Genomic DNA, 22398 nt, shown 5'->3' with positions numbered 1-22398 from the left:
CTACCTCTCAGGGCAGGCAAGCCTCAGCTCTGCAGCGCCGCGCCGAGCAGCACCAATCCAAGCAACAGAACCAGGGCCGCACCGGCGATCTCGATGCCGTTCGAGATACGGGCGGCGGCAGAGCCGCTTGACGCATAGCGCAGCGCAAAGCCCTTGGCGGTTACGGCCATGGTCGCGAGGATCGAGACCGTGATCGCGGTACCGATCGACATCGCAAAGACCGAGAGTACGCCGCCAAGATAGAGCCCGTTCAGGAGCGCGAAGGAAAGCACGATGAGCGCGCCGGAGCAGGGGCGCAGGCCGACGGCGATAACGGCCGACCAGGCTTCCCGGAGCGCGAAACGATCACCCCGAAGCATCGATGGATCGGGGGCGTGCGCATGCCCGCAGCTGGCGCAGACTTCGCCCGGGCCATGGCTGTGCCCATGGTGTCCACCGTGGTCGTGGTGATGATGGTGATCGTGATCGTGCGCCAGATGGATATGGCCGCCACCGGCGCCCGAGGCCACGGCGACCGGCCGCATCATGGAGCGCAGCTTGCGCAGCAACAGCCATCCGCCGAAAGCAGCGATCAGCGCGTAGCTGGCGATTTCCAGCCAGCGCGTTGCCGTGGTCATGTTGATCGACGTGCCGCGCAGCAGCAGGTAGACGGCGCCGATCAGAAGGATCGCGACGATGCCCTGCAGGATCGACGAGAGGAACGACAGCATGACGCCGCGCTTCAGTTCCGTCTCGTTGGCGATCATGTAGGAGGAGATGACGGCCTTGCCATGGCCAGGGCCTGCGGCGTGAAGCACGCCATAGGTGAAGGAGAGCCCGACCAGCGACCAGAGCTGCCAGGGGTTTTCCCGCATGCCCTTCAGCGCGTTGGTCATCAGCCGGTAGAAGCCCTGTTGCTCCATGTTCACCCAGGCAAAGAAACCGCCGAGGAAACCGGTCGTCTTGAACGAAGGCTCGGCCGTGCCGATGCCGAGCGGCGATTGGGCGGCGGCGAGCGTTGCGGAGAGCGCCGTAACGATGAGCGCTGCCGTGACCAGACGTCCGATCCTGCGGGTGTTCAGCATGTGATCTCTATCCTGGTTGCAAAGAGCTTCGACATGTCCGTGCCGGTCGGGTCGCTCCAGAAGGCATCGGTCAGCGTGTCCTTGTTCTCGGCGAGAACCTCGTCGGCATCAGGGCGGACGACCTTGTGTTCGCAGGCGCTGATCTTATCGCCGACGACGGTCAGGTCGTTGTCGGTCGGGAAATCCATCGCCGTATACATGGTCGGATCGTAGACTCCGAAGGAGAGCTTGCCCTTGAGCGGCATCGGCTCGGCCGGCTTGACGGCGAACATCATCAGGAGCTGACCGTCCTTGTAGTCGACGGTGATGCTCTCCGGCTTGTTCACCTTGATGGTTTTGCCGTTGTTGAAGATCGTCGTGTAATAATTGTACTCCGCGAGCGACTCCAGCACGGTCTGGCCGACTTCCGCCAGTTCATCCGGATCAAGCGTCGCATTCGAGTTCTTGTCGAAATCGAGCACGACGCTGGATGAAAACAGCTCGTCGAAGCGCCAGACGTTCCGGAGTTCGCTGACTTCGGCCTTGTCGTCTGAAACCACCTCGAGGCGCGCTTCCGCAAAGATGTGCGGATGGGCAAGGGCCAGCGACGGCACAAGCAGGGTGGCAAGGCCGGCCATGACGAGGCGCTTGATTCTCATGAGGCGGCAATCCTTTCGGACGGGGACGATCTCCCCGCGATTCGTTTCCGGGAATGTACCGGAAATGGGACGGAATTGGGACTTGGCCGATCACGTCCATTGGTCGCTACGGCTGGTCTTTGGCTGTCAGCGCGGCTTGCGGAACCAGGCGTGCAGGAAGTCGACGAGGGTCCTGACCTTGGCCGGCAGGTAGCGGCGATGCGGATAGATCGCGTAGATGCCGCGGTCGCGCGGCAGGAAGTCGTCGAAAAGCGTGACGAGTTCGCCCGTCGCGATCTTCGGGCGGGCGATGAAGTCCGGAATGATCGAGACGCCGATGCCGGAGACGGCGGCCCTGAGAGCGGCAAGAGGGCTGTTGACCTCGATCGGGCCGCTGACAGGCACGGTGAAGGCCGAGCCGTCGGGCTCGACGAAACGCCAGTTGGAATAGGAGCGGCCGTTGGTGTCGAGAATGCAGGGGATCTTGGACAGGTCGGTCGGGTGTTCGATCGGCCCGGATCTTTCGAGGAACTCCGGCGCGGCGCAGATCAGCACCTGGAAGTCATCGAGTTTGCGGGCGATCAGCGTCGAATCTTCCAGCCGGGTGATCCGGATGGCGACGTCGAAGCCTTCTTCGACAAGATCGACGAAGCGGTCGTCGGAGACGATCTCGAGCGAGAGTTCCGGGTGCTGCTTGCCGAAATCCACAAGCGACTGACCGATCTCGGCGTCGACGAAGGTGCGCGGCGCGGTGATGCGCAGCCGTCCCTTCAGGTCAGAGTTGTTCGCGCGTACGAGATCGGCGAGGTTGTCGATCTCCTTCAGGATTTCGGACGCGGTGCGATAATAGGTGTGACCGGCTTCCGTCAGCGAGAATTGCCGCGTGGTGCGGTTGAGAAGCAGCGCACCGAGCTCGTCTTCGAGCTCGCGCACATATTTGGAAAGCAGTGCCTTCGACTTGCCGACGCGCCTGGCGGCGGCCGAGAACCCCTCGGCGTCCACGACATCGATAAAGGCGCGGATGCGGGTGAGTGTGTCCATGGCGATCTTTCTTTCGTGCTCTCAATTGCGTTCAGCGATTCGCCGGCGAACGCCTCTTTTGCGTCCATGATACCGACGGCGGATTGTCCGTTGCTTGCGCCTCTCGCGCCGGCTTCGAGGGGCGGCGACGCATTCTCAAGATAATCACGCTTTTTCAACTATTTACGGCGGTGATCGATCCGGCTGTGATCGTTCAATGTTTGTGAACACCGCCAGTTTTGCCCGCTTGTAAAAAAATTCAACTGCTCGTGCGAAAAAACTCTTGATTACGACAGGCTTTTTTCTTACCTACGCCCTTGCCCAAAGTCGCACGTGCCTGTGGGTGTCCGCCGACCCTCGATTAGGTGAGGGTATCGGTAAGGTACCTGGAACTAACCCCTCCAGTCGCTATTCCGGCCAACCGGGAAATGCGAGGACATCTTGAAGCAACGACGGTGCGGGCCTTTCTGGTGTCTGCCGGCTTTCCAACAGCCGGGGTTACTGAAGAGGCACACCTTCATTGCCGGAAGTGCGGTTGGGTTACCCCCTCCAATCCATGGCAGACAAAGCCGAATTGAAGCCTAGGCGGGCTTTGATTCACCGTTCGCGCATCGAGCGCATGCTTGGTTCCGGGGTCTCCACCGGCTGGTTCCATCGCATGTGCGCGTATGCCCTTTGTCCTCCGCGAAAGCGGGGCATCTTGGATCAGGGGAATATGGCCATGTCCACGGCTCGCATCATCGACTTCATCAATACCCGACGACCCGACGGCCCATGCCTCGTTGTCGACCTCGACGTCGTGCGCAACAATTTCAAGGCCTTCCGCCACGCGCTGCCCGACAGCTCGATCTACTATGCCGTCAAGGCAAACCCGGCGCCGGAAATCCTGCGCCTGCTCGCCGGCATGGGCTCCTCCTTCGATTGCGCGTCCGTCGCTGAAATCGAAATGGCGCTGGATGCTGGTGCGACCGCCAGCCGCATTTCCTATGGCAACACCATCAAGAAGGAGCGCGACATTGCCCGCGCTCATGCGCTTGGGATCAACCTGTTTGCCGTCGACAGCCACGAGGAAGTCGAGAAGATCGCCCGTGCCGCTCCCGGCGCCCGCGTGTTCTGCCGCGTCCTGACTGATGGCGAAGGTGCCGAATGGCCGCTGTCGCGCAAGTTCGGCTGCGTTCCGCAGATGGCCGTCGACGTGCTCGTCTATGCGCATCAGCACGGTCTCGTCTCCTACGGCGTCTCGTTCCATGTCGGCTCGCAGATGACGAAGCTCGACGCCTGGGACGCTGCCCTTGCCGATGCCAAGCGCGTCTTCGTGCAGCTGGCCAAGCAGGGCATCGAGCTCAAGATGGTCAACATGGGCGGTGGCTTCCCGACGAAGTACCTGAAGGACGTCCCGACGGCGGAATCCTACGGCCAGGCGATCTTCGGCGCGCTGAAGAAGCACTTCGGCAACCACATTCCGGAAACGATCATCGAGCCGGGCCGCGGCATGGTCGGCAATGCCGGCGTGATCAAGGCAGAAGTCGTGCTCGTGTCGAAGAAGTCGGACAACGACGCCCATCGCTGGGTGTTCCTCGACATCGGCAAGTTCGGCGGTCTCGCCGAAACCATGGACGAGGCGATCCGCTACCCGATCCGCACGGCGCGCGATGCCGACGAAATGGAGCCTTGCGTGCTCGCCGGCCCGACCTGCGATTCGGCCGACGTGCTCTATGAGAAGAACATGTATCCGCTGCCGATCACGCTCTCGATCGGCGACGAGGTTCTGATCGAAGGCACCGGCGCCTATACGACGACCTACTCGGCCGTCGCCTTCAACGGCTTCGAGCCACTGAAGGCCTATGTGATCTGATCCGGTCAGCTCCCGCCCTCGGGTGGGAGCGCCACTTCACAATTTTCGTTCGGTCCGCCTGAAGCGGTTTTGATGACGGGAGGCCCCGATGGCCGCTGTTGTTGACGCCCTGCGCGCGTTTTTCGCGCCCACTACATTTGTAATCGATGCCGAAAATCCGGGCGACGTCGTCGCTCGCGAGAACCTGCTCGACCGTGCCATGGGGCCAGAGCGCCGCCGCAAGTCGTCGGAAAAGCTGCGCAGCGGCCGGCTGCCGGCCGAAGGCCTGGCCTTCGTCGCACGGGATATCGACGGTCACGTGATCGGCACCGTACGCCTCTGGAACGTCGAGGCCGGCGTCAGCCGCGAAGGCCATGCCGTGCCGGCGCTGCTGCTCGGCCCGCTCGCCGTCGACCCGGCGCATGAGGGCAAGGGCATCGGCGCCATGCTGATGCGCGCTGCCATCGAAGAGGCCAAGAACCGTGGCCATGGGGCCGTCCTGCTCGTCGGAGACGCCGCCTATTACGAGCGCTTCGGCTTCTTTGCGAGCCGCACCCAGCACCTCATCATGCCTGGCCCGTTCGAGCGCAACCGGTTCCTGGCGCTCGAGCTTCGCGACAACTGGCTTGAAGGCGCTGCCGGCCTGATCGTCGCCAGCGGCCGCAAGCTTGCCATGCCGCCGGTTCGCCGCGCCGCCTGAGACCGCTTTCCGCCTCCAACCCTGCGGGGGCGGATCTTTCGCTGCTCCCTCGCTGGTCCGATGCGATCGGTGAGGGGCAGACACCGGTAAGCAGGGCGCTCTTTGCCGATGATCTCGTGATCTTCCTTGACAACGTCGCGCCGCTGACCTGTCCTTGCGGATAAGGCCTCGTTGCACGTGCATGGAAATCTCCCGCATGGATCCGTTCATTCTCGGGGCAGCGACCCTGCTGCCCTTTCTGCTGACATCCTTCATCATCGAACTGACACCCGGGCCGAACATGGCCTACCTCGCCATGGTTGCAGCCTCCGAGGGGCGGCGGCCCGGCATGGCGACCGTGGCCGGCGTGGCGCTGGGCCTGGCACTGGTGGGCTTTGCCGCCTCTTTCGGGGTTGCCGAGTTCGTCGGTCAGTCGAACATGCTTTATGGAGCGCTTCGCTGGGCAGGTGTCGGCTTCCTGCTGTATCTTGCCTTCGACGCCTGGAACGGCGATGGCGAAGAGGCCGGTCCAAGCGGCAAGCCCGCGTCCTTCTATTTCCGGCGCGGGCTGATCACCAATCTGCTCAATCCGAAAGCGGCCCTGTTTTTCGTCACCGTGTTGCCGACCTTTGTCGACGATGCCCGGCCGCTGCTGCCCCAGAACCTGACGCTTGCGGCGGTCTATGTGGGCGTCGCGACTGCGGTGCATGCCGCTATCGTGCTTCTGGCAGGCGCATTGCAGCCGGTCCTCAGCTCGCCATCACGCGAACGGATGGTTCGGCGCGTGCTGGCGCTGATGCTTGCGGCGGTGGCGATCTGGTTCGGTTGGTCGACGCGCCGTTAGGCGCGCCGACGGAGGGCCAGCTAGGCTGGGACCTCGGCTGTCCGGGCGTCGTAGCAGACGAAGGCAAGCTTGTTGCCATCCGGATCACGCACGTAGGCGGCGTAAAAGCCTTCTCCGTATTGCGGGCGGAAACCGGGTTTCCCCTCCTCGTTACCTCCGCGCTCCATTGCGATCTCGAACAACCGGTCGATCAGCCCGGCGCTTTCCACCAGGAAAGCCGTCATCGCGCCGTTGCCGACCGAGGCGGGGCGCGTGTCGAAGGGATAGCAGGCGAAGAAACGCGGCGCCTTTCCGTCGTCCTTTCGGCCCCATGAGGAAACCTGCTCGTCGCAGTAACAGCGCTCCTGGCCGATCAGCGTCATCAACGGATCGTAGAAATGCTCCGCGCGCCTCAGGTCCGTTGTCCCAACCATCGTATAGCCGATCATGTCCTGTGTCCTCGTGTCTAAGGTTCGTCTTCAGGTGCGGATGATGCTCCTGCTGACATCCGCCGTGCTTGCCTATGGCGTTTGCGCTTGTCCCGCTATCGGTGCTCAAGATAGGCGTGGCCGCGCGCGGACAGGCGATAGCCGACCGTCAGGCTCTCCGTGAGGCCGAGCTCCTTCAGTTTGCGGATGCGCGCCTTGAGCTTCAGTTTTTCCATGCCGACGGCAGGACTCAGTTCGGCGGCGGTCGTTCCGTCGCGGGCAGCGATCAGTCGCAGGACCTGAAGCGTCCAGGCCATGCCCGCGCTGCGGTCGAAGCCCGCAAGCTTGCGCTCGATTTCCGTGCGCTCGTCGTTGTCGAGATCGGATGCTTGACGCAGCGCGATGCGTGGATCGTCGCCCTCACGGTGAAAGGCGATGCGATAGCAGCGGCCTTCTGGCCGTGCCGCAAGCTCCTGCAGGAGAACGCCGCGATTGGTGTAGCCGGCCTTGCGGGCGTCGTCGCCGGTAATTGCGACTTCCTCAACTTCGTCCACGGCATCGATCGCAAGCACACCGATTGCGGTGCGCAGCGTGCCGCCGGGCTTGACGGTCGGTCTTGTCCAGCGGCGGAAGGCCAGGCTCACGCGGCCTTCGGCGATGCCGGCGAGAACCGCTTGTCGAAACAGCATCTCAGGCAGTTGCGCGGCGGTAGAGGGCGAGCGAACCAGCGAGCGCCAGCAGCGCGCCGCCGCAGAGCCGGTCGAGCCAGACGGCGCCGGAGCGTTTGAGGAAGGTGGCCGCTTGTGCGCCGAGCAGCGCGTAGCCGAACATCACGACCAAGTCCACCGAGGCGAAGACGAAGGCCAGGATGGCATATTGCGGCGCTTGCGGTGCGGTCGCATCGATGAACTGGGGCAGGAAGGCGGTAAAGAACAGGTAGCCCTTGGGGTTTGTGACGGCGACCAGGAAGCTTTTGAGGAAGATCGCGGCGGAGGAAACGGAAGCCCCGGAACCGTTCTCATCGGCTGCGACCTGGATCGTTCCTTTCGACCGCAACAGCATGATGCCGAGGAAGGCGAGATAGGCAGCGCCCATCCATTTGACGACGGTGAACCAGAATTCGGAAGCGGCAAGCAACGCGCCGAGACCGAGGGCGACAGCGCCGATCAGCACGAAATCGGAGAGCACGGCGCCGAGCATGCCGGCACTTGCGCGCTTCACGCCATAGCGCGAACCGTTGTTGAGCGCGAGCAGGACCGTCGGGCCTGGTGTCGCGATGCCGATGAAGGCAACCAGTGCGAATGCGAGTATCGTCATGTCGGTCATGAGGTCCCCCTTCCGTCTTTCGTGCGGTAGTCGTCCCACAGCTTTTGCGCGTGTGCAATCATCTTCTGCGCCCGTTCGAACGCCGTTTGCCCGCGAATTTGACAGTGCCGGCGGCATCCCCTATGGAAACGGCAGGGTGAAGGTCCCTGCCGTCCGCGAGCGTGATGCTTTGGTGAAATCCTTCTTCGAGACACGGTCAGCCGAAACGGCATGCGAACCGGTGGCAATGCGGGCTCCATCTCTAATAAATGCATGCCGCTGCAGGAGACCCTCTCATGACGCGCGGATCAACCACGCTTCCCTCACTCGATGCCCTGAAGGATCAGGCCAAGCGCCTGCGCACTCGCCTTGCTTCCGAAGGCGAAACCATCGGCCATTCCCGTTCGCTGGAACTGATCGCCGCCCAATACGGCTATCGCGACTGGAACACGCTGCACGCCGCTGTTGGCAACCGGCCCCCCTTCAATCCCTGGATGCTCGGCTCAAGGGTGAAGGGTCAATATCTCGGCCAACCGTTCGAGGGCGAGATATTGTCGGTGCAGGCGCTGACGGCGCAGCCGGGGCGCTATCGCCTGACGATGAAGTTCGACGAACCGGTGGATGTCGTTACCTTCGACAGCTTCTCTGCCTTCCGTCAGCGGGTCACCGCGACGGTGGACGAGACCGGGCGGACGATCGAGAAGACCTCGAGCGGCCTTCCGCAACTCGAACTCGAATGGTGAGATTGCCGCTGCCGGCCCTGGCGATATGGATGAGCCCACTCCGCGGCCAGCGCGCCCGGTCCCGATAGACGTCCTCGATGCGAAAGCGTGCGGGGACGTTTTTTCTTCACGACCCATGTTCGAGGTGTCGCGGACCGAGTGGGCTCGAACCATCGTTCGAATTGCGATCTAGTTGCGAATGGGATGCATTTGCATTATTGATGCAGTTGCGAATGATTCGCAAGGCGACCCATGACCTGCTGTCTGCAGCCGTCTAGCGCCGGATCGGCGCGTGTAATCCGATCGAATGAGGGGGCGACGATGGACAAGCCGACGAGACCGGATCTCATGCGAAGGCGGAGCTTGCTGATGGGCGGGCTGGCTGCAGCAGGTGGGACTGCCATCTGCACCAGCGCTGCTTTGGGACAACAGCCGGCGAGCCATGCCGGTCATGCGGTTCCGGCCGGGACTGTTGTCGCGGACCCGATGCCCGGTATGGGCCATGGCGCGATGATGACGGTCGGCGACGTCGACAGCGCCGTCAACGGTTTCGACCCGACGGACATGCTGACCGATTGGGATACGGGAACGGTTTCGACACTGCCGGACGGGCGGACACTGCGCACCTTCGAGATGACGGCGGAGGATCGGGAGATCGAGATCGCGCCCGGCATCAGGTTTCCCGCCTGGACGTATAACGGCCGCGTGCCCGGGCCAGCGCTCCGGGCCAAGGAGGGCGAGCGTTTGAGGATCGTTTTTCGCAACTACGCTTCGCACCCGCATTCGATCCATTTCCATGGCATCCATGCCGCGCGCATGGATGGCGTGCCGGGTGCCGGCATGGTCGATCCCGGCGACGAATTCGTCTACGAGTTCGATGCCAAGCCCTTCGGTTGCCACCTCTACCATTGCCATGCGATGCCGCTGCGTCGGCACATCCACAAGGGCATGTATGGCGCCTTCGTCATCGACCCGGATCCGGAGCGCCGGCCGGAACATGCGGAGGTCGCCCGCTCCAGGCTGCTCGGCACACCGGAAAATGCCGGCTGGCAGGAACTGGTGATGGTGATGAACGCTTTCGACACCAATTTCGATGCGGAAAACGAGTTCTATGCGGTCAACACTGTCGCTCACGCCTTCATGAAGCGGCCGATCCGGATCGTGAAGGACAAGCCGGTGCGCATCTACCTGATCAACGTCATCGAGTTCGACCCGATCAACTCGTTCCACCTGCACGCCAATTTCTTCGACTATTACGACCAGGGCACGACGTTGACGCCGACCTTGAAAACCGTCGATCTCATCACCCAGTGCCAGGCGCAGCGCGGCATTCTCGAATTCACCTTCGCCGAGCACGAGCCTGGGCTTTACATGTTCCACCCGCACCAGACGGAATTTACCGAACTCGGCTGGGTCGGCATGTTCGATGTGGTGGAGGCGCTGGCATGAACGAAACCCTGCCGAGAGCTGCTATCCGCGCGGCAAAGACCAACCTGGTGTGGCTGGCGCTGCCTCTCATCGCCTTTGCCATTGCCGTTGCCTGGATTCTGTCGACCGATCCGTTGTCGGGCTTTCGCAACGGCGCGCCACCAATCGAAAACCTGACCTTCGAACGGACCGTGCTCGACGATAACGGTCTTAGTCTGCTGGTTCGCGCCGGCGGATCGGAACCGATGACGGTTGCACAGGTTCAGGTGGACGACGCCTATTGGCAATTCACCCAGGACCCGCCGGGTCCGATCGCGCGGGGCAGGGCAGCGTGGCTGAAGCTGCCATTCCCATGGATGCTGGGCGAGGCGCATGCGGTAAAGGTCGTGACCAGCACCGGCGCCACGTTTGCACACAACATCGCCGTTGCCGTGCCGACGCCGCAGGCGACGACTGGCCAGTTGCGACTGCAGGCGCTGGTCGGCGTCATCGTCGGTATCGTGCCGGTGGCCGTCGGCCTGATGTTCTACCCGGTGCTGCGCGGCGTCGGTCGCAAAGGGATGGACTTTCTGCTGTCGCTGACGATCGGCCTGCTCGGTTTCCTGCTGGTCGATGCAAGTGCAGAGGCACTGGAGCTTGCCGGCGAGGCGGCGGCGGTCTTCCAGGGACCCGTGATGGTGGTGCTGGCGGGGGTGGGCAGTTTCCTCATGCTGATGGCGATCGGGCGACGAAGCGGCGCGCCGACAGGGCTGGCGCTATCCACCTACATCGCGCTCGGCATCGGCCTGCACAATCTCGGCGAGGGGCTTGCGATCGGTGCGGCCTTTGCGGCCGGGTCGGCCGGTCTCGGCACGTTCCTCGTGCTCGGCTTTGCGCTCCACAACGTTACCGAGGGCATCGGCATTGCCGCGCCGATCCTGAAGCACAGGCCGCAGGCCTGGGTATTCGCCGGGCTGACGTTGCTTGCCGGCGGCCCGGCGGTGATCGGCATGTGGCTCGGAAGCCTTGCGACCTCGGCCCAGTGGTCGGCGCTGGCGCTCGCGGTCGGTGCGGGTGCGATCCTGCAGGTGATCGTCGAGGTCGGCGCCTATCTCATGCGCCAGGGCGATCGCCGCGGCGACATCTTCCTGACGCCGCCTGTCATGGCCGGTCTCGCGGCTGGCGCCACCTTCATGTATCTGACTGCCGCGCTGGTGAAGATCTGATGCGGATGCAGGTGGATCAGACGATCGTCTGATCCATCTCGGCTGCCGGCACCTCGTCGACGCGGTGGATGCGCACGACTGTTGCCGGCACGCCTGCGACCGTGGTGCGCGGCGGCACGGGTTTCAGCACGACGCTGCCGGCGGCGACCTTGCTGTAGGCGCCCACTTCGATGTTGCCGAGGATCTTGGCGCCGGCACCGATCATGACGCCCCGGCGGATCTTCGGGTGGCGGTCGCCGGTTTCCTTGCCGGTGCCGCCGAGCGTGACGTTCTGCAGGATCGACACCTGGTCTTCGATGATGGAGGTCTCGCCGATGACGATGCCGGAGCCGTGGTCGAGCATGACGGCGCGGCCGATGGCAGCGGCCGGATGGATATCGGGACCGAAGACGAGCGAAGCAAGGTTGGAGAGCCAGTTGGCAACGTCCCTGCGGCCATCGCTCCATAGGCGATGGGCGGCGCGATAGGTCTGAAGCGCCTGGAAACCCTTGAGGTTGAGGAGGACATGCAACAGTCCCGGACAGGCGGGGTCACGCTCCATCACCGCCTGAAGGTCCGCCTCGGCGGCAAGGAGGGCTTCGGCGTCCGCCTCGAAGACATCCGAAAGCAGTTGCGCCAAGGATTGTTCATCGACGCGGGCGACGGAAAGATGGGAGGCGAGAACTCCGGCAAGCACCGCCGCATCCGACGGTGCCTCGGCGATTGGCCGCAAGCTTTGCTCCATGACCGGTTCGCGCGTGGCGAGCGCACGGGCTGCCATACGGATACGGTCCCAGACTTCGCCGTCCGCCAGTGGCGAAACGGCGGCGTCAACGTAGAGAGGAGCTTCGGCGCCTGCGGTCATAGTTCCGCCTGTTATCCCGCGATATCGACGACGCCGCAGTCGCCTTCGGCGGAGCCGAAGGCAAGCTGACGGCCATCCTTGTTCCAGGCCATGGCGGTGACAGCGCCCTTGCCCGGGCGGCGCAGCAGCACTTCCTTGCTGTCGGCAAAGCGGGCGCCGAGAATCATGCCGTCCTGGTAGCCGATGGCGACGATGTCTTCTGCCGGATGGCAGCAGACGGATGTCACCATGATGTCGGCGCGGGTGCCAAGCTCCAGCGGCGCCTTGCCCATCGGTCCGTCCTTGCCCTGGAAGGGCCAGACGATGGCAGCCGGCGCTCCCGATGAGGCGAGCCACTTGCCCTTGGCCGACCAGGAAAGAGACTTTACCTTGGCCGGGTAGCCGGTCATGCGCATGTGGCGGGCTTCGGCGCCGGGCTTGGCGTCGAGCTTCCAGCCGTGCAGCGCGTTTTCCTGCATCGTGGTGACGAGGAAGCGACCATCGGGCGAGAAGGTGACGCCGGTATGGGCGCCCTTCCAGTCGAGATCGATCGGCTGGCCAGCGGTCGCGACCCAGTGCATCGACACGCCGTTGTAGCGGGCTGCGGCGATGCGCAGGCCCTTCGGCGCGAAGGCCAGGCCCTCGACGGTGCGTTCCTCGGTAAATTCCTTCGTCGTGCCATCCGCAAGGCGCACGTGCGTGGTCTTGCCATAGGCGTAGGCGACGGCGCCCTGCGGGCCGCCGGCAACCTGCGCGATCCACTTGCGCGGGGCTTCGGCGACCAGCGACGTCGTTCCGTCGGCGGCCGTGCGCATGATCTTGCCGTCTTCGCCGCCGGTCAGCAGTGTGTCGTTGGCTTCATCGACGACGAACGACAGCAGGCCCTCGTGGACCTCCGTCGTCTTGTGGCCGAGGTCGAGGCGGTGAATGGCACCGGTGGCTTCGGCGAAGAAGGGGACGCCTTTGAGAAAGGCCACGCCGACGACGTGACCTTCGAGATCGAGAGGAGCGACAGTCGGCATCAGTTCGGCTGCGCCTCGCAGGCCTTGAAGGTGCGCTCGAGCTTTTCGCGGTCGAGATCACGGCCGATGAAGACGAGGCGGCTTTCGCGCTTCTCGCCATCCTTCCACGGACGCTGGTGATCGCCCTCGATGATCATGTGCACGCCCTGGACGACATAACGCTCGGCGTCGCCGGCAAAAGCGATGATGCCCTTCAGGCGCAGGATGTTCGGGCCGTCTGTCTGGGTGATCTTCTGGATCCAGGGGAAAAAGCGGTCGGCGTTCATCTCGCCGCCACGCAGCGAGATCGACTGCACCGTCACGTCATGGATCGGCGAGGGCGCGTGATCATGGTGATGGTGGTCGTGATCGTGGTCATGATCATGGTGATGATCGTGATCATGATCATGATGGTGGTGATGGTCATGGTCGCAACCCGGACCGCAGACGTGATCATGGTCATGATCGTCCTGGTCGAGGAAGTGCGGGTCGTTTTCCAGCGCCCTTTCCAGGTTGAAGGCGCCCTGGTCGAGAACCTTGGCCAGATCGATGTCCGAACGCTGGGTGCGGTAGATGCGCGCCGACGGATTGATGACGCGCACGGTCGCTTCGATGCGCTCCAGTTCCTCGGGGGTGACGAGATCGGTCTTGTTGAGCAGCACGACGTCGGCGAAGGCGATCTGGTCTTCCGCCTCGCGGCTGTCCTTGAGGCGCAGCGGCAGGTGCTTGGCGTCGACGAGGGCGACGACGGCGTCGAGCTCGGTCTTCGCGCGCACGTCATCGTCCATGAAGAAGGTCTGGGCGACCGGCACCGGATCGGCAAGGCCGGTGGTCTCGACGATGATCGCGTCGAAGCGGCCGGGACGGCGCATCAGGCCCTCGACGACGCGGATCAGGTCGCCGCGCACGGTGCAGCAGACGCAGCCGTTGTTCATCTCGTAGATTTCCTCGTCGGATTCCACGATCAGGTCGTTGTCGATGCCGATCTCGCCGAACTCGTTGACGATGACCGCGTATTTGCGGCCGTGGTTCTCGCTGAGAATGCGGTTGAGCAGCGTCGTCTTGCCGGCGCCGAGATAGCCGGTGAGCACGGTAACGGGGATCGGCTTCTGCGGGGATGTTTCGGTCATGGGAACCTCTGGGATTTCCGGATGCGGGAGCAGGCATCCTAGTCGGGTTTTCATATAGGAGATGCGGCGACGATGCGCAAATGGCGCGGGTAATTTTGCCGGTCGGGCGACGTTGATCGCTGCGATCCCGATAACCCTCCTTTCATCAAGATCGGCGAGAGTGCGGAGCACATTGAAGGGGTGCGCGCGTGAAGACGATATCCATCAACGGCCGGTTCCTGACCCAACCGCTTACCGGCGTGCAGCGCTTTGCCCGCGAGATGACCCGGGCGCTGGACGCGCGAATTGCTTCCGGCCAGGTGCCGCATGCCCTGAAGGGCGTGCGCTGGCGGCTGCTCGCGCCGGGCAAGGCGGCTGACGATCTCGGCCTCAAGGCGATTTCGGTCGAGGCCTTCGGCTCCGGCCCGGGCCATGTCTGGGAGCAGCGCGCTCTCTACTGGCGCGCGCGGCGTGACAGGCTCATCGGCTTCGGCGGCAGCGGTCCGGTGCTGCACGGAAACCAGGTCGTGGTGATCCACGACGTCACCCTGTTTCGCCATCCGGCCTCGTTCGGCCGCGGCTATCGGCTGTTCCATGGAACGCTCGGCTATCTCCTCACGCGGCGCGCGAAGATCGGTACGGTCTCGAACTTCTCGCGCAAGGAACTGGCCGATGTCTTTCGTGTGCCTTCAGCCGGCATCGACGTGATCTACAATGCGACGGACCATTTCGCAGCGCTTCGGCCGGATGAAGGGATCATCGAACGGCTAGGGCTTGCCGACACGCCGTTCTTCCTGCTGGTCGGCACGCTGAAGCCCAACAAGAACGTCGAGTTTGCAGTGCGTGCCTTCGAGGCGCTTGGCGGCGATCACAAGCTCGTCGTCGTGGGCGGCACCGATCCGACGGTGTTTCGCGATATCGCGCCGACCTCGAAGGGCAACCTGATCTTTCCGGGACGCCTGACCGACGAGGAGATCGCCGGGTTGCAGCGGCGCGCCGTCGCGTTCGTCTTTCCCAGCCTTTATGAAGGCTTCGGCATCCCGCCGCTGGAAGCGATGACGCAAGGCTGTCCGGTGCTTGCCGCCGACATCCCGCCGGTGCGCGAGGCCTGCGGCGATGCGGTCCACTACTTCGATCCGCTGAAGGCGGACACCCTGGTCGAGGCGATGCGAACGATTTCCGCTGACGCGGCTTTACGGCGCGAACTGATGCGCGCCGGTTTCGACAACGCCAAGCGCTTTTCCTGGGATGGAAGTGCTGTCGTGCTGCTCAACATGCTGGCGGCGGACCGGGCGGCCTAGTTCGGTGCGGACGACCGCAAGGGGAACGCTCAGAGTTCCAGCATGCGCAGCGGGTCCATCCGGCCGCGCAGCAGATCGAGAAACGCGATTACATTGCCCTTGAGGCGCCCGCGCCGGTCGACAAGGCCCTGCGGCTTGAGGCTGCCCGCGAGGTTGGCGGCAATGTTGCCGCCCATCAGGCGCAACGCCCATTTCAGGCTGACGGTGCCTTTGCGGAAGAGGTAGAGCGGGTTGGCAACCTGCGAGTATCCGAACCGAAGCCCGGAGGTCCGGCCGCGCTTGTTGCCGAGATGTACGCCGCGCAAGGCATCGGACTTCACGATCCGACCACGCTGGCTCAGGCGGCGGCAGAAATCGACATCCTCCTGCCAGCCATAGAGCGGCAGGCGCTCGTCGAACCGCGTACCGTCGGCCTGAACGGCACCGAAGCGGAAGACCATGTTGCAGCCGTAGGCGTTGTAAACCGGGGTCGGCGGGCTGCCCGCCGTCGTCCCGCCGTCGCGTCGCAGGATTTCCAATCCATCCGCGACCGATATGCCGGGGCCGTGAATGCCGTCGGCAAGAACGAGGCCGGTTGCGACGACGATATCGGGCTCCGACCGGAAGAGCTTTTCGGCCTGTGCCAGAAAATCGCTGCGCGGCAGGAAATCGTCGTCGAAAAAGACGAGCAGATCGGAGGTTCCGATGGACGCGAGAATGGCGTTTCGTTGTTTCGTCAGCCCGCGTTCTCCCGCAACGATCGTGACCGGGACTGGCAGCGTGCGCGCGAAAGCTTCGTCGACATCGTCGGACGCGCTCGGGCAGACGAAGATCGCGTCGGGCCGGCGGTCCTGCCGCGTCAGGTGCAGCAAGGTCTGCGACAGGATCTCGCGACGGCCTGCGGTCGCTATGCCGACGACGATTTTCATGGGACGATCTCCGCTCGTTTCGGCGGCGATCTAACCGGAAAATCGTGCAGTATTTGTTAGCGTCTCGCTAGGCTGCGCCTGGCTTCGGCGCCCGCATCATCAGTCGCAACTGGTCGAGCGCAAGCAGGCAGAGGAGACCGCCGACGACAATACCGACAGCGATCGTGAGGTAGCTGTTTTCGCCGGAAAGGGAGAAGGCGAGCACGGCCGCTCCAAGTCCGGCGGCGGCGAAGAGCACAGGCGGCCAGGAAAAATCGAAGGCGAGCGAGGACATCAGGCGCAGGCCGACCAGGGCGGCGAGGATGGCGCCGATGGCGCTGCCCCAGGCCAGTGCCGCGTCGTCCGCCCCGGCCAGGGTGAGGGCCCCCAACGCGCCGAGGCTCAGAAGCACACAGTCGGCAACGGCGAGCAGCAGGATCAGCGCAAGGCGCTGCCTCAGGTGCAACGGCGTCGGCAACATGATTTGCGTCAGCGTGCGAACGAGTGAAAGCACGATGATGGCGGGCGCGGTTGCGAGGAAACCTTGTTGCAGATCCGGGCTGACGACGAGCCAGGCGGCCGGCAGAAGGACGGAAAAAATGCCGGCTGCCATCATCAATGCGAAACTCGTCAGCAGTGCGTAATAGTGCCCGAGCTGGCGGGCAAGGTCAGCGCGATTTTCATCCTGGTCATGCGCGGCGACGATCTCGGGATACTGGATCGCCTGCAGCGCGGAAACGATAAGCACGAACGGGCGTTGCAACAGGTCGAGTGCCAGGAGGGCACCGGCAGCACCCGTCGCACCGAGCACCGAGGTGAGGATCGCCTTCAGGGCCAGCGGCGCAAACATGGCGGCGGTGGCGGCCCCGGCCGAGACACTGCCATAGACGAGATGCTTGCGGATGCGGGCACTGTCGAGTGCGGCGGGAGGGCGAGTGACTGCGCGGCGGGAAAGAAGGAATGCGAGCAGCCCATAGGCGATGTAGCCGGCGAGAAGACCCGTAACGGTCGACAGGAAACCTGGCGAGATGAGCGCGCCGAGAAGCGTGCCCGCGGCCAGAACGGTGGCGCGCGAACCCTGCAGAACGGAGAAAGCGCGAAAATCCTGACGGAAACGCAGCATGGTCAGATGCAGGTCGCTGCCACCTTGCGCGATCGAAACCAGGCCGCCGACAAGCGCCACGACCGGCGGCACGCCGAAAAACAGCGACACGCCCGCTGCGATCAGGCACAGGGCGGCGCAGGCAAGGGCTTCGGTCAGGATCGCCCGTCGTTCCGCCGCCTCACTTTCCCGGTCTGGCCCCGGATAGAAGCGGGTGCAGGCGAAGCGCACCCATTCGAAGGCGGCGATGGCGGCAAACTGGCAGATGGAGATGAAGAGCGAATAGCTGGCGTAATCCGCCGGCGTCAGCCAATGGGCGACGATGATCAGCAGGCCGAAGGCGATGACCGCCTGGTAGAAATAGGCGCCGAGCGCGATGATCTTCGCCATGGGTTTCTCTGTCGGACGCTGTCAGCTTAGACGTTCTGATAGCGCAAAAGCGCAAACAAAGTGTTTGCCGGCTTTTCAGGCCAGGTCGCCCGGATCGAAATCCCGGATGTCTTCGAGAAGTTCGAGAAATCCTTGGACAGCATGGGCGATCAGGATTTCGCCGCGTGCTGCCGTTGCAGCGGCCGCATTGCCGGCGACCCCATCGCTACTCAGGTCGCGCATCTTCCAGCCGAAGGCGTGGGGGCCATAGGCACGCAGATGCTTGAAGCGCGCGGCAAATTCGGCTTGGCGCGAGGAGAAGTGTGCGGCCTTGGCCATTTCGACCTTGTCCGGATGGAGCGCCAGCATCACCGATGTCTCGATGTCGCCGCCGTGGATGTCCAGCGCCTTGTCCTCCGGTGCGATCCAGCCCTCCGGCTGGCCGAAGCGGGTCCAGCTTGTCGCAACCGCCAGCATGTTGAAGCAAACACGCGCTTCGGTGGCGACGATGGTCGTCAACGGCGAGTTGCCGCCATGGGCGTTCAGCATCACGAATTTGCGGATGCCCAGCCCATGAAGATCACGGGCAATGCCGAGCCAGCGCTCGATCGCCTCGTCATAGCCAAGGGTCTGGCTGCCGGCGACATCCATGTGCTCGACGGAATAGCCGACCGGTTCCACCGGCAGGAATGTTACCGGCAGGTCGGCGGGCAATGCGGCGATCGTGCGGGAGACGATGCCCTGCGCAATCAGCGTATCGGTTTCGAAGGGGAGATGGGGTCCGTGCTGTTCATGGGCGCCGAGCGGGAGCACGGCGATCCAGTTGCAGCGGGCACCGGGCGGAAGGTCGGTCGGATTGTCCTGCCATCGCGGCTCAGGCATCGACATTTCTCTTCGATCCTCCACGTCAATTGTCGTAAAATTGTTATTTGAGTCATACAGTTCGTAATCGCAAGCTGTATTGTTATAAGTGTTCGTTGTGGGGATTCGGCAGGAGGTCCAATGGGCAAGAAGAGCAAGGCCGAAAAGAAGGGCAAGAACGGCAAGAAGAAGGACGAGATCCTGATTGAGCCGCACGATCTTCCCGCTATCCTTGTCCAGGCTGCGCGCTCTATGCGCACCGTGCTCTCCCGCAATCTGCTCGAAAGTGGTCTCTACGCCGGACAGGACGGCGTGATGCTGGCGCTGGCCGAGACCGACGGCATGACCGCAGGTGGTCTCGCGGCCAGGCTTGGGGTCAAGGCGCCGACCATGACCCGCACGATCGGGCGGATGGAAGCACAGGGCTTCCTCGAGCGCCGTCCGGACGAGGACGATGCGCGGCTCACCAAGGTTTATCTCACCGAGCCCGGCCGCAACCGGCTGCAGACCATCGCAGAGGCGGGCCAGCATTCGGAAAAGCTCGCGACACGCGGCCTGACCGACAAGCAGGTGCGCACGCTGATGAAACTGCTGCGCGCGGTCGACAGCAATCTCCAGGCCGCCCGGGCCGCGGATTGAGCCTTGTTCGCCGCATATTGCCGTGGCGATTTAAACAGTTTAAAAGGGATTTAAATTCATGGCACGCGTGCGTCTGCTGAGGCGTGCGAAGGTGTCGGACGGTTTGCTGCATCACCCGCGCCCGGATCTGATGCGGCGGGGGGCAAAATAGGGCTCACAGGGGGTATCGTGGCGCAAAAGGTCAAGCTTTCGACGATCGCGGAAACACTCGGTCTTTCGACGGCAACGGTTTCCCTGGCCCTGCGTGACAGCCCATTGGTGGCGACCGTCACCCGCGACAAGATCAAGGAGCAGGCGCGGGCGCTCGGCTACATCTACAACCGCCGCGCCGCCAGCCTCAGAACGTCCCGTTCGGGCATCATCGGCGTCGTCGTGCACGACATCATGAACCCGTTCTATGGGGAAATCCTGAAGGCGATCGAGGCGGAACTCGACCGCGACAAGCAGACATTCATTCTCTCCAACCATTACGACTCGGTCGACAAGCAGCGCGATTTCATCGAGACGCTGCTGCAACTCGGCGGTGACGGCGTGATCATGTCGCCGGCGATCGGCACGCCGCTGGAAGACATCCAGCTCGCCGAGGACAATGGCATGCCGGCGATCCTGATCGCCCGGTCGATCGAGGGCGTGGACGTGCCGATTTTCCGCGGCGACGACGCCTATGGCATTTCGCTGGCGACCAACCATCTGATCGGCCTTGGCCACCGTTGCATCGCTATGGTTGGCGGCACCGACCAGACCTCGACCGGCCGCGATCGCTATCAGGGTTATGTAAACGCGCTGCGAAAGGCCAATATCGAGGTCGATCCGGAGCTGCGCATTCCCGGCCCGCGCACGAAGCAGGGCGGCTTCGAGGCGGCAGTGCACCTGCTCTCCCTGCCACAGAAGCCGACCGCGGTCGTCTGCTGGAACGACCTGGTGGCGATCGGCATGATGAACGGCATCGCGCGCGCCGGCCTCGTACCCGGCGTCGATATCTCGGTCACCGGCTATGACGATCTCGAGGAGGCGTCGATCGCGACGCCGGCGCTGACCACCGTGTGGAACGGCCAGGCCGATGTCGGCCGCAGTGCAGCCCGCGCGCTCCTCGACAAGCTTTCGGGTAGCCACGAGCCCGACGGTATCCATCTGATCAAGCCGGAAATGCGCATCCGGCAATCGACCGGTCCTTTGCGCGTCATCGCCTGAGACCTTCCTCCCGACAGGAGCTGCCCATGTCTGTGCACCGCACGCGCGTTCTCGTGCCCGGAAAGATCAACCAGCGGGTCATCGATCGACTGGCTGACGCGTTCGAAGTGGTCAGGATCGAGAGCGCCGACCCGGTATTGGTGACGCCGGATATGCGGGACGTGAAAGCGGTAGCTGTTGCCGGCCGGTTGCCCGGAGCGCTGATGGATGTCCTGCCGCAACTCGAGATCATCGCCAATTTCGGCGTCGGCTACGACGGCGTCGAGGTCGCGCGTGCCGCCGCCAAGGGCATCACCGTCAGCAATACGCCCGACGTGTTGACTGAAGAGGTGGCCGATACTGCGATCGGCCTGCTGCTGAACACGCTCCGCCAGCTTCCGCGAGCAGAAGAATACTTGCGCCAGGGGCGCTGGAGCCGTGACGGCGCGTTTCCGCTGTCGCCGCTTTCCCTGCGTGGCCGCAGCGTCGGCCTATACGGTCTCGGGCGCATCGGTCTTTCGATCGCCAGACGGCTGGAAGCCTTCGGTGTCTCGATTGCCTATCACACGCGCAGTCCGCGCGAAGGCCTGTCCTATGTCTATCATCCGACGCTGACCGGCCTCGCGGCCGCAGTCGATACGCTCGTTGTCATCGTGCCCGGAACAGAGGCGACGCGGCGAACCGTCAACGCGGAGGTGCTTGCGGCGCTCGGCGGCAATGGCGTGCTGATCAATGTCGGCCGCGGCTCCACTGTCGACGAACCGGCGCTGATCGCGGCGCTTCAGGGCGGGGTGATTGCCGGTGCGGGCCTCGACGTCTTTGAAAACGAACCGCAGGTACCGGATGCGCTGATGGCGCTGCCGAATGTCTCGCTGCTGCCACATGTGGCCTCGGCTTCAGTGGTGACACGCAACGCCATGGCCGATCTCGTCGCCGACAACATCGCAGCCTGGTTCGCGACCGGGAAGGCGCTGACGCCAGTGCCGGAAACGCCGTTCACGCGTCGCGCGGTCTGACGACTCGCGTCGTTACCTTAGGCAGCGAAACAGTAAGGGTCTCAGGCGGCCAAGCGGCCGGCGGCGTAGGTCCGCACGGCGTCGCCGAAAGCCTTGAACAGGCTGGCCGAGGGCGTGTCCGTTCGCACCCAATATTCCGGATGCCATTGCACGCCGACGGCAAAGGCCTTGGCGCCGATCACTGACACCGCTTCGATCGTGCCGTCATCGGCGACAGCTTCGACTGCGAGGCGGGGGGCTGCGGCGCCGATTGCCTGGCGATGCAGCGAGTTGACGCGGATGCGGCCGGCGCCAAGCACCGGAGCGAGGCAGCTGCCTTCCTTGACGATGACGTCCTGACGGATGCCATAGGCGACGTCGAGTTCCTTCACGTCGGGTTTACGATGATCCCAGATTCCAGGCTGGTCCTGGATTTCGGATGCGAGCGTGCCGCCGAGCGCAACGTTCAGTTCCTGAATGCCGCGACAGATGGCGAGCAACGGCACGCCGCGCTCCAGCGCCCGGGTGATCAGCGGCAGGCTCGTGGCGTCGCGGCCGGGATCGAAGGGGCCATCCGTGTCCCTGGCCTCCTGGCCATAGAGCGACGGGTGCACGTTCGAGCGGGCGCCGCTTGCAAGCACGCCATCGACGCGATCGAGGATTTCGTCGACGTCGTTGCCGGATTCGAGCGCTGGAATGAGGAAGGGCATGACGCCTGCGCCTTCAACCGCGGCGCGCACATATTGATGGGCGACGACATGCCAGACATTGCCGTCGAATTCGCGGAAATCGCAGGGGATGGCAACGACAGGCTTCGACATCATCAGGCTCCGTAACACGCTCCAGAAAAGCCTTGCCTTCAGTTGCGGATGAAAGTCAACTGAGAAGCGAGTGAACGTGATCACTGCGTCGATCCAAGGGCGGAGCGGCAGCGAACACGACCAGAAAACGGCAGGAAGTTGCAGGTAATTCTTTAGATTCGGGTAACCATCCCGCACGCAAATTTGGGATCGTCC

General features: G+C 63.7%; 23 protein-coding genes. 10 read left to right on the top strand and 13 right to left on the bottom strand.

The features are described 5' to 3' along the window. Nucleotides 1–23 precede the first annotated feature (23 nt). The 3 genes from LAC81_RS16235 to LAC81_RS16225 all read right to left on the bottom strand — a co-directional run bounded on the left by LAC81_RS16235 (nucleotide 24) and on the right by LAC81_RS16225 (nucleotide 2722). The gene (locus LAC81_RS16235) at nucleotides 24–1064 is read right to left on the bottom strand and encodes a nickel/cobalt transporter (RefSeq protein ID WP_223725627.1); all 1041 of its coding nucleotides are present in this window, start codon (nucleotides 1062–1064) and stop codon (nucleotides 24–26) included. Further along, nucleotides 1058–1702, bottom strand: coding sequence for a DUF1007 family protein (locus LAC81_RS16230; protein WP_223725626.1), 645 nt, complete (start codon nucleotides 1700–1702; stop codon nucleotides 1058–1060). Before LAC81_RS16230 ends, LAC81_RS16235 begins: the two co-directional genes overlap by 7 nt. A 126-nt stretch (nucleotides 1703–1828) precedes the next feature. Continuing rightward, nucleotides 1829–2722, bottom strand: a complete 894-nt coding sequence (locus LAC81_RS16225) for a LysR family transcriptional regulator (protein WP_113541130.1) — start codon at nucleotides 2720–2722, stop codon at nucleotides 1829–1831. 694 nt (nucleotides 2723–3416) lie between these two features. Here LAC81_RS16225 and odc2 point away from each other — a divergent pair. From odc2 to LAC81_RS16210, 3 genes are all read left to right on the top strand, one after another. Beyond that, nucleotides 3417–4556 carry an ornithine/lysine decarboxylase gene (odc2, locus tag LAC81_RS16220; protein WP_223725625.1) on the top strand — a complete coding sequence of 380 codons (1140 nt, stop codon included), beginning with the start codon at nucleotides 3417–3419 and terminating at the stop codon, nucleotides 4554–4556. An 88-nt stretch (nucleotides 4557–4644) separates the two neighbouring features. Continuing rightward, complete coding sequence (locus LAC81_RS16215) at nucleotides 4645–5235, top strand: GNAT family N-acetyltransferase (RefSeq protein WP_223725624.1); 591 nt, start codon at nucleotides 4645–4647, stop codon at nucleotides 5233–5235. A gap of 196 nt (nucleotides 5236–5431) precedes the next feature. Continuing rightward, complete coding sequence (locus LAC81_RS16210; RefSeq protein WP_223725623.1) at nucleotides 5432–6058, top strand: LysE family translocator; 627 nt, start codon at nucleotides 5432–5434, stop codon at nucleotides 6056–6058. Between the two features lie 20 nt (nucleotides 6059–6078). On the opposite strand, the gene LAC81_RS16205 is transcribed toward LAC81_RS16210, so the two are convergent. From LAC81_RS16205 to LAC81_RS16195, 3 genes are all read right to left on the bottom strand, one after another. Beyond that, nucleotides 6079–6486: a VOC family protein gene (locus LAC81_RS16205; protein WP_223725622.1), complete on the bottom strand. Its 408-nt coding sequence runs from the start codon at nucleotides 6484–6486 to the stop codon at nucleotides 6079–6081. 95 nt (nucleotides 6487–6581) lie between these two features. After that, on the bottom strand, nucleotides 6582–7154 hold the full coding sequence (locus LAC81_RS16200) for a hypothetical protein (protein WP_223725621.1): 573 nt from the start codon (nucleotides 7152–7154) through the stop codon (nucleotides 6582–6584). Between the two features lies 1 nt (nucleotide 7155). After that, nucleotides 7156–7791, bottom strand: coding sequence for a LysE family translocator (locus LAC81_RS16195; RefSeq protein ID WP_223725620.1), 636 nt, complete (start codon nucleotides 7789–7791; stop codon nucleotides 7156–7158). A gap of 275 nt (nucleotides 7792–8066) precedes the next feature. Between LAC81_RS16195 and LAC81_RS16190 the strand changes: the two genes are divergently transcribed. From LAC81_RS16190 to LAC81_RS16180, 3 genes are all read left to right on the top strand, one after another. Continuing rightward, nucleotides 8067–8513: a glyoxalase superfamily protein gene (locus tag LAC81_RS16190; RefSeq protein WP_223725619.1), complete on the top strand. Its 447-nt coding sequence runs from the start codon at nucleotides 8067–8069 to the stop codon at nucleotides 8511–8513. Between the two features lie 300 nt (nucleotides 8514–8813). Further along, the gene (locus LAC81_RS16185; RefSeq protein WP_223725618.1) at nucleotides 8814–9941 is read left to right on the top strand and encodes a multicopper oxidase domain-containing protein; all 1128 of its coding nucleotides are present in this window, start codon (nucleotides 8814–8816) and stop codon (nucleotides 9939–9941) included. Next, nucleotides 9938–11125: a metal transporter gene (locus LAC81_RS16180; protein ID WP_113541136.1), complete on the top strand. Its 1188-nt coding sequence runs from the start codon at nucleotides 9938–9940 to the stop codon at nucleotides 11123–11125. Before LAC81_RS16185 ends, LAC81_RS16180 begins: the two co-directional genes overlap by 4 nt. 16 nt (nucleotides 11126–11141) lie before the next feature. Here the strand turns inward: LAC81_RS16180 and cysE are convergent, their stop codons facing one another. From cysE to LAC81_RS16165, 3 genes are read right to left on the bottom strand one after another with little or no spacing between them, the layout of a single operon-like run. After that, a complete protein-coding gene (cysE, locus tag LAC81_RS16175; RefSeq protein WP_223725617.1) occupies nucleotides 11142–11969 on the bottom strand; it encodes a serine O-acetyltransferase in 828 nt (275 codons plus the stop codon). Between the two features lie 11 nt (nucleotides 11970–11980). After that, a complete protein-coding gene (locus LAC81_RS16170; protein WP_113541138.1) occupies nucleotides 11981–12970 on the bottom strand; it encodes a WD40 repeat domain-containing protein in 990 nt (329 codons plus the stop codon). Further along, nucleotides 12970–14079 (bottom strand): CobW family GTP-binding protein, encoded by a 1110-nt coding sequence (locus tag LAC81_RS16165; protein WP_223725616.1) that lies wholly within the window; start codon nucleotides 14077–14079, stop codon nucleotides 12970–12972. Before LAC81_RS16165 ends, LAC81_RS16170 begins: the two co-directional genes overlap by 1 nt. 188 nt (nucleotides 14080–14267) lie before the next feature. Here LAC81_RS16165 and LAC81_RS16160 point away from each other — a divergent pair, with 188 nt between their 5' ends. After that, complete coding sequence (locus LAC81_RS16160; RefSeq protein ID WP_223725615.1) at nucleotides 14268–15359, top strand: glycosyltransferase family 4 protein; 1092 nt, start codon at nucleotides 14268–14270, stop codon at nucleotides 15357–15359. A 29-nt stretch (nucleotides 15360–15388) separates the two neighbouring features. Here the strand turns inward: LAC81_RS16160 and LAC81_RS16155 are convergent, their stop codons facing one another. The 3 genes from LAC81_RS16155 to LAC81_RS16145 all read right to left on the bottom strand — a co-directional run bounded on the left by LAC81_RS16155 (nucleotide 15389) and on the right by LAC81_RS16145 (nucleotide 18605). Beyond that, the gene (locus tag LAC81_RS16155; protein ID WP_223725614.1) at nucleotides 15389–16267 is read right to left on the bottom strand and encodes a glycosyltransferase family 2 protein; all 879 of its coding nucleotides are present in this window, start codon (nucleotides 16265–16267) and stop codon (nucleotides 15389–15391) included. Nucleotides 16268–16334: 67 nt separating this feature from the next. Beyond that, a complete protein-coding gene (locus LAC81_RS16150; RefSeq protein WP_223725613.1) occupies nucleotides 16335–17738 on the bottom strand; it encodes a hypothetical protein in 1404 nt (467 codons plus the stop codon). Nucleotides 17739–17813: 75 nt separating this feature from the next. After that, nucleotides 17814–18605, bottom strand: coding sequence for a creatininase family protein (locus tag LAC81_RS16145; protein WP_223725612.1), 792 nt, complete (start codon nucleotides 18603–18605; stop codon nucleotides 17814–17816). A gap of 114 nt (nucleotides 18606–18719) precedes the next feature. On the opposite strand from LAC81_RS16145, the gene LAC81_RS16140 reads away from it, so the two are divergent. The 3 genes from LAC81_RS16140 (at nucleotide 18720) to LAC81_RS16130 (ending at nucleotide 21403) form a co-directional block, all read left to right on the top strand. After that, nucleotides 18720–19217, top strand: coding sequence for a MarR family winged helix-turn-helix transcriptional regulator (locus LAC81_RS16140; protein WP_113541144.1), 498 nt, complete (start codon nucleotides 18720–18722; stop codon nucleotides 19215–19217). A 168-nt stretch (nucleotides 19218–19385) separates the two neighbouring features. Next, nucleotides 19386–20408, top strand: coding sequence for a LacI family DNA-binding transcriptional regulator (locus tag LAC81_RS16135; protein ID WP_057254582.1), 1023 nt, complete (start codon nucleotides 19386–19388; stop codon nucleotides 20406–20408). A 32-nt stretch (nucleotides 20409–20440) separates the two neighbouring features. Next, the gene (locus LAC81_RS16130; RefSeq protein ID WP_223727842.1) at nucleotides 20441–21403 is read left to right on the top strand and encodes a 2-hydroxyacid dehydrogenase; all 963 of its coding nucleotides are present in this window, start codon (nucleotides 20441–20443) and stop codon (nucleotides 21401–21403) included. A gap of 41 nt (nucleotides 21404–21444) precedes the next feature. Here LAC81_RS16130 and LAC81_RS16125 read toward each other — a convergent pair whose 3' ends face one another. Further along, nucleotides 21445–22203: a gamma-glutamyl-gamma-aminobutyrate hydrolase family protein gene (locus tag LAC81_RS16125; protein ID WP_223725611.1), complete on the bottom strand. Its 759-nt coding sequence runs from the start codon at nucleotides 22201–22203 to the stop codon at nucleotides 21445–21447. Between the last annotated feature and the right edge of the window lie 195 nt (nucleotides 22204–22398).

This window comes from Ensifer adhaerens, assembly GCF_020035535.1.
GTDB lineage: Bacteria > Pseudomonadota > Alphaproteobacteria > Rhizobiales > Rhizobiaceae > Ensifer.
The sequence above is the reverse complement of the archived record's forward strand: the minus strand, read 5'-3'. Positions and strand labels throughout refer to the sequence as shown.